The 12,035-nt window shown below is 45.8% G+C and carries 14 protein-coding genes; 3 read left to right on the forward strand and 11 right to left on the reverse strand.

Annotation, left to right across the window (positions count from 1 at the left end):
* Positions 1-51: 51 nt before the first annotated feature.
* Entirely contained in the window at positions 52-519 is a 468-nt protein-coding gene (locus RH949_RS09750) for a CYTH domain-containing protein (RefSeq protein ID WP_446352744.1), read from the reverse strand.
* Between the two features lie 110 nt (positions 520-629).
* Here RH949_RS09750 and RH949_RS09755 point away from each other — a divergent pair, with 110 nt between their 5' ends.
* Entirely contained in the window at positions 630-926 is a 297-nt protein-coding gene (locus RH949_RS09755) for a DUF2442 domain-containing protein (protein ID WP_446342465.1), read from the forward strand.
* A 141-nt stretch (positions 927-1,067) separates the two neighbouring features.
* Here RH949_RS09755 and RH949_RS09760 read toward each other — a convergent pair whose 3' ends face one another.
* The 7 genes from RH949_RS09760 to yidD all read right to left on the reverse strand — a co-directional run bounded on the left by RH949_RS09760 (position 1,068) and on the right by yidD (position 6,590).
* The gene (locus tag RH949_RS09760) at positions 1,068-1,319 is read right to left on the reverse strand and encodes a hypothetical protein (protein WP_446342467.1); all 252 of its coding nucleotides are present in this window, start codon (positions 1,317-1,319) and stop codon (positions 1,068-1,070) included.
* The gene (locus RH949_RS09765; RefSeq protein ID WP_446352746.1) at positions 1,306-1,857 is read right to left on the reverse strand and encodes a Uma2 family endonuclease; all 552 of its coding nucleotides are present in this window, start codon (positions 1,855-1,857) and stop codon (positions 1,306-1,308) included. Before RH949_RS09765 ends, RH949_RS09760 begins: the two co-directional genes overlap by 14 nt.
* Positions 1,858-2,009: 152 nt before the next feature.
* Positions 2,010-3,545: a site-2 protease family protein gene (locus RH949_RS09770; RefSeq protein ID WP_446352748.1), complete on the reverse strand. Its 1,536-nt coding sequence runs from the start codon at positions 3,543-3,545 to the stop codon at positions 2,010-2,012.
* 82 nt (positions 3,546-3,627) lie between these two features.
* Complete coding sequence (gene murQ / locus RH949_RS09775; protein WP_006098392.1) at positions 3,628-4,551, reverse strand: N-acetylmuramic acid 6-phosphate etherase; 924 nt, start codon at positions 4,549-4,551, stop codon at positions 3,628-3,630.
* Positions 4,552-4,661: 110 nt separating this feature from the next.
* Positions 4,662-5,036, reverse strand: coding sequence for a DUF3110 domain-containing protein (locus RH949_RS09780; RefSeq protein ID WP_446352751.1), 375 nt, complete (start codon positions 5,034-5,036; stop codon positions 4,662-4,664).
* Between the two features lie 69 nt (positions 5,037-5,105).
* Positions 5,106-5,810 carry a M15 family metallopeptidase gene (locus tag RH949_RS09785; RefSeq protein ID WP_006098385.1) on the reverse strand — a complete coding sequence of 235 codons (705 nt, stop codon included), beginning with the start codon at positions 5,808-5,810 and terminating at the stop codon, positions 5,106-5,108.
* 525 nt (positions 5,811-6,335) lie between these two features.
* Positions 6,336-6,590, reverse strand: coding sequence for a membrane protein insertion efficiency factor YidD (yidD, locus tag RH949_RS09790; RefSeq protein ID WP_044204732.1), 255 nt, complete (start codon positions 6,588-6,590; stop codon positions 6,336-6,338).
* Between the two features lie 49 nt (positions 6,591-6,639).
* On the opposite strand from yidD, the gene RH949_RS09795 reads away from it, so the two are divergent.
* Complete coding sequence (locus RH949_RS09795) at positions 6,640-7,347, forward strand: diacylglycerol/polyprenol kinase family protein (RefSeq protein ID WP_446352753.1); 708 nt, start codon at positions 6,640-6,642, stop codon at positions 7,345-7,347.
* A 23-nt stretch (positions 7,348-7,370) separates the two neighbouring features.
* On the opposite strand, the gene RH949_RS09800 is transcribed toward RH949_RS09795, so the two are convergent.
* A complete protein-coding gene (locus RH949_RS09800; protein ID WP_052307417.1) occupies positions 7,371-7,961 on the reverse strand; it encodes a hypothetical protein in 591 nt (196 codons plus the stop codon).
* 469 nt (positions 7,962-8,430) lie between these two features.
* On the opposite strand from RH949_RS09800, the gene RH949_RS09805 reads away from it, so the two are divergent.
* Entirely contained in the window at positions 8,431-10,053 is a 1,623-nt protein-coding gene (locus RH949_RS09805) for a TM0106 family RecB-like putative nuclease (RefSeq protein WP_446352756.1), read from the forward strand.
* Between the two features lie 701 nt (positions 10,054-10,754).
* Here the strand turns inward: RH949_RS09805 and RH949_RS09810 are convergent.
* Together RH949_RS09810 and RH949_RS09815 are read right to left on the reverse strand one after the other, a co-directional pair.
* Complete coding sequence (locus RH949_RS09810; protein ID WP_446352758.1) at positions 10,755-11,393, reverse strand: ThiF family adenylyltransferase; 639 nt, start codon at positions 11,391-11,393, stop codon at positions 10,755-10,757.
* Positions 11,394-11,583: 190 nt separating this feature from the next.
* Positions 11,584-11,805 carry a hypothetical protein gene (locus tag RH949_RS09815; protein ID WP_006098405.1) on the reverse strand — a complete coding sequence of 74 codons (222 nt, stop codon included), beginning with the start codon at positions 11,803-11,805 and terminating at the stop codon, positions 11,584-11,586.
* Positions 11,806-12,035: the final 230 nt, after the last annotated feature.

Here is a 12,035-nt window from a genome sequence, read left to right on the forward strand (position 1 = left end):
GTTAAGTTATGGGGGAATATGTGAATTGAGTCCCTAAACCCGCCCCTACATTTATGACCACTGACTAAATGGATGCCGGACTAAATTAGCATTGTAATAGTGAGGATCTCCAGTTACTTCTTGACCAATCCAATCCGGTAACTCTACATCTTGATTTTCATCAGTTAGTTCGACTTCGGCAAAAATTAATCCTTCATTCTCACCCATAAACTCATCCACTTCCCAGACTAAACCCTTACACTCTATCCTATAGCGCGTTTTTTCAATCAAAGGGCGATCGCACAATGTCTCTAGCATTTCTTGAGCATCTGATCCAGGAATAGGATACTCGTACTCGACTCTGGAAAAACTCTCGGTTTTCCCTTTAATTGTCAGATAGCCCTGATCTCCAACTAAACGCACGCGCACCGTCGTCAGGTTATGAGTAGCAATATAACCTTGACGATAGAGCATTCCTTGACCAAGGGTGCGCCATTGATCGCCTTTAACTAAAAATTTTCGTTCAATTTCGATTGCCATGGCTACAATGTTACCTATAAAATTAGGGTAAGTCAATAATCGTGATTGAATAAATTATGCCAGAGATTGCCCGGTTCTACCTCCTTTAAAGTAGACTAAAAATAGCTAGTATGAAATACCCAAAAATTTGCCAAGCAAAAGCCATTAACGATCACACCTTGGTGATTGAATTTACGAATCAAGAAGTTAAGAAATATGATATTATTCATCTTTTCGGAAATCCTCAGTTTGCTCCACTTCGTAAACCTGCATTTTTCAAGAACTTTAAGGTTGAGCAAGGGGGCTACGGGATTGTGTGGAATGAAGATATCGATCTGAGTGAGTATGAGCTTTGGAAAAATGGCATGACGGTAGTAGAAGGCGAACTCCAAAGTATGGGTGTTTCGCCATTGCACTCCTGTCAATAAATCAAACAAAATGCGATCACTCTTGGGGTTAGGTATTCGTGGACATCCCATCGGCAATTGAGAAGGTGCGTTACGCTTTTAGCTAACGCACCCTACACGATCAAGCGATCGCACTATTTATACTCATTACAGGAGAGCCTACTATTTAATTTTTTCAACAACTAATTCCAAAATTCCTATATCAGTAAATATTACATTTTTCTGTTCGATTAAGTAATAAGATGATTTGTAAGCTGTTTTCTTGTCTTTGTAGTTTCTTACTTTGAAATGATAACTCCAATTCACAGCAGCTACAGCTTGCAAACTAATTAATTCATTATCTACTGGATCTCTTTTGGGATTAGCTATTAAAATTAACCAGTAATTAGCCGCCGCCGGGTTAAACGGCTTCAATTCCTGACTGTCGCTGGGTCATTGCCATTACCGAATTGACAGTAAGTTCAGGCAAATTACCCAAAGTCGGCAACCTATCCAATCCTGAGCATACCAGCGGCAGATCATCCCCCTGCCAAACCCATATCTGTTGACGGGTGGGGTCAATTAACCAAGCTAATTGTGTGCCGTTGCTCAGACAATGGAGAATCTTCTTCTGTAAGTCTAGGGTACTTTGGTCAGGGGAGCGAATTTCAATCAGCCAGTCTGGTGTGCCATCGAACGGTCTATCCTGATCAGGAAGACGCGCGATCGCAATAATAGAAATATCAGGTACGGGGGAGTAGGGAGGCACTAAACAGCGTAACTCTTGAACCGCTTCAAACTCGTCAGTATGACGGTTGATGTAATTAACCAGATTGCGTTGTAGGCGCGAGTGAAACAGAGTCGGCATTGGCTTTTGGATAGCACACCCATTTAGAAACTCCCAAGCCGGAGAAGACTCGATATTGGGTTGAGACAGAAACTCAGTTAGTGGGGTAGTGATGACTGAACTCATAAAACACCCTCCGTCACAGGAAACCTCAAAACTTGGTCGGGGCGGGTTTAGTTAAGTTAGTGGTTTGTGCCGAAACGTTATGGGTAAAACCCGCCCCTACAGATTGGCTTCTCAGACGCTTCAAAAGCGCGTCTCTACAATCCCCGCACCTCTTAACTACCAATACCCAAACGCACCGCTAACGCTGGCGTGAACGGAATCAATGTTGCCACCATTAAAAATAGCGCCACTAAGCCTAAAATTGCTCTCGTATCATCTGGTTCCGTAATTTCATTGAGACTCGGACGCTCCAAAGAACGCTGCAAAAACAAAATGATAATTGCCCAATACAAAATCAATGGATTAGAGGGATTCGCTAATGCCACAATTCCCAAGATGACCAATGTCGCAATCGTCGTGCGGCGAGCTGTTTTGCGTCCATAGATAGCCTGAACAACCCGCCCCCCATCTAACTGTCCCGCTGGCATTAAATTCAACGCGCTAATCACTAACCCCAACCAACCCATAATAGTTAAGGGATGAACGTCAACAAGGGGTGCTTGCAGAGAATTCCCCAAAATAATCCGGGCTAACCCACCAACCAAAACCGAACCTTGGAAAAATTGAGCCGGAACCTGAAAGGTACTGCCTTGATGAGACAAAACCAAGCCCAACAGCAGTAGGAAAACAGACGCAATCCCACCCGCCGCCGGTCCAGCTAAGGCAATGTCAAATAAAGCTTTACGGTTAGGAACCAATGATTCAAAACGGGTGATTGCCCCAAAGGAACCGATTTGTAAACTGGGAATAAAAAATGGGAAACTCAGGCGAACCTGATGACGCCGTGCTGCCCACCAATGACCGAGTTCGTGAACTGCCAAAACTGTGCAAATCCCCAAACCTAAGGGCAAGGTTTCCTTCACCCGTTCAGGTGCGGTAAACAAATCAAAATTGAGCAAAAATCCAGCCGCTTCTAAGCTAGTAACAATGGTAGCCACCAGCAACACCCCTGCCAAAATTTTCTGAGGAATCGTTAGCGGTTGGGGATCATTGCTACTGGGTAGAACAATCACCACGGGTTTTCCTTCGGGATCTTCAACTAAAAAGAGTCGGTAGCGATCATCCAACCGTTGTTCTAAACTGGCAGATAAACGGGAATGCACCGCCTCAGGCTCACCGCCACGCAGATTCCCCTTAAATATCACCCCTTCCTGGTAGGGAATGGTTTCTGTGGCAAAGAATGTATCAATACCAAAAATTCCCTGGATAGTCTTCAGATCTTCTGGCGAAATGGGTATCACTTCAGTCCCGGCGGGACTACTACTCTCTGGTGATGGAGCGGTTGCTGAGGTGTCTTCTTGCCGTGACACATCTTGACTGTCGTTGGGATCAGATTTCTCATGGAGTAACTGGTTGGCACGCTTCTGCAAGACGGCATCTTGACCTTCTTCCCGCAACCGTTTACCGAGGAAAATATAGATCCCGGTTGAAACCACCAATAAAAACAAGATACCAACAATATTCAGATAAATTCCGGCAGCCAATAGGACAAAAAATATCAGCCAGGGAACCGTCAACACGAGGGACTGCAACCAGGCGAGGATGCCGAGTTTGCCGTAAGTTCTGGCACGCCTATATCCCCAACCGATGACACCAAGGGCGACAAGGAGAAGTAAAACTGTTGCAGTCGTCTCTGATCCGTTGAACATGTTTAATGAAACTTGTAGCAGCAAAAGCCAATAGTTCTACTGTAGCTGAGTAGGGAAGCTGCGGAAAGTCGCTGTTGATGAATCACTCACCACTGTTCTGGTAACTGAGTAAGGCTTGTCTGAGATTTCCTTGCTGTTGACTCAACAGGCGATCGCAGACTGGGGCATCTTCTCCTGTCCAGTGCATCAGCAGTGCCAGTTTCACCCGGCGTCCGCTGCGTTCGAGTAAAAATCCGGCTTCGTCTCGACTCAGGTCAGTCAGGTCTTGTAGAATTCTTAAAGCACGGTCATGGAGTTTTTTATTGGTGACGGCGACATCAACCATGCGATTACCGTAAACTTTGCCGAGTTGCACCATCACACCCGTAGACAGGATATTTAATGCCATTTTGGTCACAGTTCCGGCTTTTAAGCGTGTCGAACCCGCGAGAATTTCTGGACCGACGAGTAAGCGAATATCTAAATCCACCTCATAACTGACTTGTTCAGCAGGGACACAGGCAAGCAAAATTGTCGTAGCGCCGCGTTGTCGTGCCGCTTGCAACGCCCCGCGTACATAGGGTGTTGTCCCACCTGCGGTAATGCCCACCACCACATCCAATTCCGTCACCTGACGGTGCGCGATCGCTTCGATGCCATCTTCTTCCCGATCTTCCAAGTTTTCTGAACTTCGGATTAACGCCCCGGCACCGCCAGCGATAACACCTTGTACCAGTTCGGGATGTGTACAAAAGGTGGGAGGACATTCAGCCGCATCCAGTACCCCTAAGCGTCCGCTAGTCCCTGCACCGACATAAAAGAGACGCCCTCCTTGTTTCAGGGCTTTTGCCGTGCGCTCAATGGCTTGTGCTAGTTGAGTTCTAACGGCGGCGATCGCCCGAATCGTTTCCTCATCCTCGCGATTAAACAAATCCACTAACTCTAGCGAGGTGAGCTGGTCGAGATTTTGACTTTGAGGGTTTACCTGTTCCGTTAGCAGATAACCTCGTTCCTCCAACTTTTTCATCTGATTTATTGTAAGTGTATTTCTGAACTACATTAAGTTCTGTAAATATTCCTCAAACCCTTACGAATGACATAAGACGATCGCCACCGTTAACTTGAAATTTTCTCACCTTACAACAATCCCTCTAGCTGACGGCGAATTCGATCCAGATCAGACATCTCTGGTTCTTGAGTTGGCGTCCCATCAGGTTGCCAGTCTGTTTTTTCCACATTTGTTTCCGGCGGTAATGCCAACATCCCGGTTTCAACGAGTTGGCACTCATAGCCGGCACTTTTGCAGAATTCTTCAATTTCCTCAACCTCCAGCGCTTCCACCGAGGGATTGGGGAAATCTTGGGCTTCCAGCATCCCGCCAAAACGAATGGCGTCATCCTCTGACTCAAACATCAACACCACATTGCGATCGCCGATTTGCAGGGTGTGAATCCCCTCGTTTTCGCTACGAGTATTGAATAAGAGAACATAGACTTGTTTCGGTGCAACCATAACCTATTCAGATGGGAGTGATCGACAGACAAAAAAATCGTCTTTACCCAGAATATCGGTTTAATTCCCTTAATCACCAGCTACTCGACCATAACGAGCGATAAACCTCTGGCTGGGGTGCTGTTGATGGCACAACCACGCCCACATCTGATCGCCGCAGCAGAAGTGCCACCATTCCCCTGGATGACGCTGAAATCCTGCCTTTTGCATGATATCCCGTAACAATTGCCGATGGGCATGATAGGGGAGGTGCAATTCTTGGGCGTAGTAATCTGGATCAGAACGGGGTGAGAGTTCGTCAATCTCCGAACCCATGTCAATCGTCTCATCCTTCTCATTGACAAGCGTAATATCCACGGCTGCACCCGTACTATGAGGTGGTGGGGTTAAGGGATCAGGACTCGGTAATGCCCAAATTTTATACACTTGCTGCCATATTTTCTGGCGTTCTGATTCCGATAGAGTCGCTGGGTTGATGTTTTGCGATCGCACCACTTCAGCGAATGTATGGTTGACCATAAATTCCTGAACCGCTACAGGACGATAGGCATCAAAAATCAGGATACGCCAACCCGGACATCGCTGTTGCAGGTAATGTTGAGCTGTGATTAATGCCTCTAACACCGTCTGGCGCAAATGGTAGGGCGATGTCTTCCCGTAAGGAGCGCCCAGTTTTTCATAAGGATGAAGGGATTCCACCGCGAACCGTTCCAAGGGTATGGGAACTAGGGGTTCTCCACAGTCTCGAATCGGAATCTGGTAATAGGGTTTCATTGTTCTTGTCCGTGATCATTAGTCCTTTGTTTTTTAGACTAATGACTCAAGACAGATATAGCACTACGCATTAAGGTTAGGACTTGCCTAGCGCGTAGCGCTATACAAGAAATCCCCTGACCGTCAGAACAAGCGCTCAGGGGCTAAAGAATACAGTGTTTCCTCTTAGAACATATCCAACTCAAAGAGCGAAATAATCCGTATATTTCCGGAACTTTGCTAGCCAGTTCATTTGTATCACCGTAGGATCACGGAGAAAATTATGTACTTTCGTAAATAAATGTTAAATTAATTAAAGGAAACAGACTGTCAGGGTAAGACCTACAAAGAAAAAGGACTTACGTTTAGACACGGAGATACTGCTTAGATAACTCGATGGCGTAAGTCCTTGATAAGTCGTATGTGCTTAACTACTATTGTGTATTTCTACTTACGTAATTTCCTCAGCAATAGTAATGAATCTTAATACGCGATTTAGCGGATAGTTATCAGTGTGTGCCAAAACGTTATCTGTAAAACCCGCCCCTACAGATCGGCTCCCCCAGATCCCCTCTCATCCTTGGGAGTTGCGTCCGGAATCGGATCATAACCGCCTGGATGAAATGGATGACAACGTAAGATGCGCCGTAGTGCGAGGATACTTCCACGCCAGGGACCAAAGCGTTCAATGGCTTGTAGGGCATAGGTTGAACAGGTTGGATGAAATCGACAGGTTGGCGGAAAGATCGGGGAAATTAAGGTTTTGTAGGCTCGAATCAGCCAAATTAATAAAATTTTCATCATGTAATAGAGTGTTATAGGCACTCCTCTGTTATTCTGTGTTTAACTCTTGTTTGACTCAATACCTTTCTTAGAATCAATTCCGGCGTTATGGCTCCACATTAGTATTGTGGCACTGGGGCTAGGTGTGATTGTGCTATCCGCTGAGACACTCCATCGCCGGACTTCTACGAATTCAGAATTAGCCCGCAAAGTAGTTCACATCGGGACTGGCAATGTGATTTTAGTGGCTTGGTGGTTACAAATTCCCGCCTGGGTTGGTATAGCCGCATCGATCATCGCTAGCGCGATCGCACTTTCGTCGTATTATGTGCCATTTTTGCCCGGTATCAACAGTGTGGGACGTAGAAGTTTTGGTACGTTTTTCTATGCAGTGAGTATGGGCATCCTCATCGCCTGGTTTTGGTCGCCCCATCAATTCCACTATGCTGCTATTGGCATTTTAGTCATGACCTGGGGAGATGGACTAGCGGGATTAATGGGTCAGCGATTTGGGCAGCATAAGTACCAAATCTGGGGGATGACAAAAAGCTGGGAAGGTTCTTTGACAATGACTCTAATCAGCTATGGGGTCAGTTGTTTAATTCTACTTGGGGTTCAGGGTAATATTTGGCAAACATGGTTACTCCCTATCGCTGTGGCGTTAGGGGCTACAGGTTTAGAAATGTTCTCGAAGTGGGGCATGGATAATCTTACCGTACCTGTAGCTAGTGCTGCTTTGGCGTTTTACCTTCATCAACTATTTCCCTTAGTCTGAGTTTTGAGTGTGTAAGGGCGGGTTTAAGTCAGAGACATTCGCTTAAAAATAGTCCTGATTGCGGCAATAGCGATACAAGCGATACCCCCTATTTCTAATATCCAGTTCATTCTCAATCCGACCACTTGCCAACCGATCAAGGCATCAATATGATGAAAGGATGAGGCGCGAATGACAATAAAACAAGAAAGGAACATTAAACCTAAAAGCGCTAACCAATAGGTTTGCCGTTCAGCATAGACGGCGCGTCCGATTACCGAAACTAAAAGTAACGCCGCAATCACAATTCCTGCAATAAATTGCGTCTGAACCATCCGACGCTGCTGATACCAACCCTGAGATAGCGCTAATTCCTTGCCGACTACAGTCACCAAAGACTGTAGATCTAATTGCTTATTAATACCCAGCAATAATAAAAGAATAGCGAAGAATCCCCATAGCCAACGAATTTGACTCACTCGCTGTAGAGGGAAGACGAGCCGATGAGGTAAGGCACTGATCAGGCACAATAACGCTGTGATAAAATACGCCACGACTGTAAACCAGCCCATAAACGTAGGATCACCGATTCCGGGTTGCCAGTGACCATTAATAATAACTGCGAAAAGTTGCATCCTGTGTGGAAAAAAGTTTTAAGTTTTGAGGACAGTCGGAAAAGGTTGAGAACGAATAGCACCGATGTCAGCGAAGTTCGTAGGGTTGGAGGGGTGTTTACAAAATTTAATACAGTACCGTTTTCTTTGTTCCATTTTACCCTAAGATGAACTGCTCAAGTATTTCTGCCGCGCTGCACTAGCGACTCCGTACCTACGTCGCCCCGCTATCCTTCCCCGTGATGGCGCGTGGAGGACGGGGATTCCCGCGATTCATGTTGAGTTTTAATTGTGTAGGGGCGGTTTTATGAACTTTCGCACAAGCTATTAATGATAACGTTTATTCAAAACCCGCCCTAACCGAGTTTTAAGTTATGAGTTTTGAATTATGAATTTAAAGTCCTTGTTCCCTGTGCTACGAAAAATGACGGAGCGTGCTTGGCGCTTCGCGAATATGAGCAATCCCCAATCCCCCATCCCCAATGAAGCTATGCTGCTGACGGATGAATTGCTCCTCTATTACAAACGCTGTCGGCGTCGAGCGTTTCTCGACTATTATGGTGATCCGAGTCAAAAAGATCCGCCCCAAGATTTTCTACTGAAACTGCGCCAAGATAGTTCGGCGCATCGGCAAGCTATCCTCAAAAGCGCAGAATACGAGGGAAGCTATGGTTCTGCCGGAGAAAGTCCACTCCTATCCTTATTACCGACTGGAGCAAACCTGACACCGATACAAACTCCTAACTATGGGCGAGATGATTGGCAAGCGGGAGCGCAGGCGACGTGGGAGTTGATGCAGCAAGGAGTCGATTGTATCGCTAAGGGACTTTTGCTCAGGCAAACGGTTGAGGGAGTCACGCTGCTGGGTTCTCCTGATTTATTGCTCAAACAGCCGGGACACTCGATTTTCGGGGATTGGATGTATGTTCCAGTCTCGATTAAATTCGGCAGGCGGGCTAAGGCAGATTATCAAATCATCGCGGCGTTTCATGCCCATCTTTTGGCTGAAATACAGGGGAGTTTGCCCAGTCAGGCTTGGTTAATTTTACGGCGTCAAAATGCCTACTCGGTGACTCTGGATAAATGGCTACCCCTGATGCAGGCGGAGTTGGCAGACTGTATCCAAACTCTGCAACAACCTCAAGCGCCGGAAGTCTTTATCTCACGGCAAAAATGTGGGCTTTGCCATTGGCATAGTAGCTGTTATGCGATCGCGCAATCTCAAAAGCATATTTCGTTGATACCCGGTGTTACGCCAAAGCGCTACCAGAGTTTACAGGAGTTAGGGATAACGACGGTAGAATCCCTTGCCCAAGCTGAGATTAGCACCTTGGCTTATGAGTTTGGCAGCGAAGTGGGATTCAATTTAGTGCAACAGGCTCAATCGATTCAGTACAATCGGGTGATTCTGCGTCAGAGAGTTGAGCCAGCTAGGGAGACTCCACCATTCGACAGGTTGACGGAATCGGAGAACAATGCAAATGGTGCTGGAGTTAATTCTTACTCAGAGTTTCAGCCTTCGATGGGATATACGGATCGATTACCCCAAGCCTCTGTCGAACTCTTCTTTGATATTGAGGCTCAACCCGACTTAAACCTGGACTATTTACTAGGTATCTTGGTAGTTGATCGCTCCACTAATACCGAGACATTTCACCCCTTCTTGGCAGAACATCCCGACGATGAAGCCCTGATCTGGCAGCAATTTTTAGAGTTGGTGTGGCTCTACCCCGATGCTCCCATCTTTCATTTTTCTGATTATGAAGTCGAAACCGTCAAGCGCTTAGCTAAACTTTACAAAACCCCATTTACCCAGCTACAGCCCTTACTGTCGCGCTTTGTCGATGTTCATCAGCAGGTTATGAGTACAGTAACCTTACCCGTGGAAAGCTATTCGCTCAAACATTTAGCGCGGTGGTTAGGCTTTGAGTGGCGCGATGCGGCGGTAACGGGTTCTCAATGCGTCTGTCTCTATGAACAGTGGCTGACAACAGGCGATCGCACGGTACTGGAGATTATTCAACGCTACAATGAAGATGATTGCCGTGCTACTTATCACTTGAAGGACTGGTTATGCGGATTTTTGCAGGCAAATGCTCCCACCTCTGCCTGAAGAATACTAAGTTATGCAAAGATTTCTGAAAAAACCCGAACTGGTTATTAATATTACAATTTTCTCTAATCAATCAATGTTAGCGTAGATAACATTGAGGGTTTCGCAGTCGTTGAATCGGATGGAAGCCCTCTAGGAACTCTTAAGAGGTGATCGCTATGCTTCCTATCTTCCTGATTCTTTTGCTCAGCGCCATCGCAAGTCTTTGGCTGTCTTTACGCGCCTCTCACGAAGTTTCCCGGGTTTTAGCTATAGGTAGTGCTATATTTTGCTTAATTTTTGGGTTTGCTATGGCACCATGGGCTATTCAGGTTTTGATTGTTCTGTCGCTTCTGGGGATCGAACGGTTATATCCCTTCCGGAAAACAGCCGCTGAATTGGTTACTCTTTCTCCGACCAAAAGACGATGATTTGTTTGTTTAGGTCTACTCAAGACTATCATGCATTCAGCCAGGGAGTCTACTCCCCCAATCTATAACAGAAAAAATTTAATAAATAGAATGCCCCAGCTTTAACGCTGGGGTATTTTGATCGGAAGTTTCCCTAGGACATCGGTCAAGAAACCGGGTTTCTTTGGGTGAAAACTTAATATTTCGTTGTTATCCTCATGAAAAACCCGGTTTCTCGGAATACTATTGGTCGTATTTTTTCCTCTTACATCAGATTTGGTGGTTGATGAGGTACAGTCTTCTAAGCAACCCCTACGGATTCAAAGGTTTAACGGCTAAATCGGCTAACGTAATCGTGAAATTTTGTTGCTTTTCAGTAGCGACAAAGGTAATAATCACCTCACCAGCAACCGCCACCGTCAGCATAACTAAATTTCGCGCCAAGGGATAATCACAAATATCATCATTGACAGGTGAGGGAACGCGATAATTATCGTTCCAAATGATTTCCGCATAGTCACTCGCTAATCCCAGATGCAAACAGGGAATCTGCACTTGTTGACAATAGTCTTTCACCGCTTGACGGGCGACACTATTGTCAAAGGTATCAATGACTAACTGACTATCCCGAAGTAATTGAGAACAGTTGTCCGCCGTTAATTCTTTGGCACGCCCATCGACAGTGACACCTAATGCACGATAGAGCGTATTTGTCAATATCTTAGTTTTATAAGCACCAATATCAGATTTGTAATAGGGTTGAGTGGAAAGATTGCGTTCTTCGATGCGATCGCGATCGATTACCCGTAACCTGCCAAACCCAGAACGAGCCAGGTTTTCGGTCAGATTTGCCCCCAGCGCCCCAGCCCCGCATACGGTTACCGGAAACTCCTGCAACCGTGTCATCAGGGCGGGTGTTCGATAGAGGTTTTCGTGAAAGAAAATAGACATTAAGTAGGTGGGGACAATTAAAGTTAACGGCGGAGAACTCGCTTTCGCGAGAAGCAAGCTACGTTTATGTAAGGGTTTGAGGAACATTCACAGAACTTAACCTAGTTCGGTTTATTTCCACCGACCTACTTAGTAATACAATTGGGCAATCACCGCAATCGCGACATAGCTAATGGCTAGTTTAAAACAACTAACCATTATCAATGACTTTAACAAAGCCATGTCGCACCCCATAGATTAATCGAGTCACCGCATCCTCATGATCGGAGGTAAAGGCATTATCCATCGGTGTGATCAGCAATTCATACCAGTCAGAGTGACTGATTTGACCCTTTTTCATGCTTTGAGCAAAGAGTTGACTAAAGTCAAACGAGTTACTGATTTTTCTCTGGTGCGCTTTTTTTGTCAGCATCTTATGTCTCTGGGCTTAATAGAGATTATAAACTACCCAGACCTGCTAAGAGCTGAGGTCTGGGTTTTTAGTAGCCCGCTCAGTCATCAAACAAGCTAAGACTTCGGCGTGAGCGCTCAGTCGAACGCTGAACATACTTAATAGTTCGGCTTAGCTTGCACGATAACCCCGTGCCTCCAGGCTGGTTTATAGACAGCCCCACAAGTGCAATATTATTGGCTCCATTAAAG

Source organism: Coleofasciculus sp. A1-SPW-01 (assembly GCF_040217205.1).
Classification (GTDB): Bacteria; Cyanobacteriota; Cyanobacteriia; order Cyanobacteriales; family Coleofasciculaceae; genus Coleofasciculus; species Coleofasciculus chthonoplastes_A.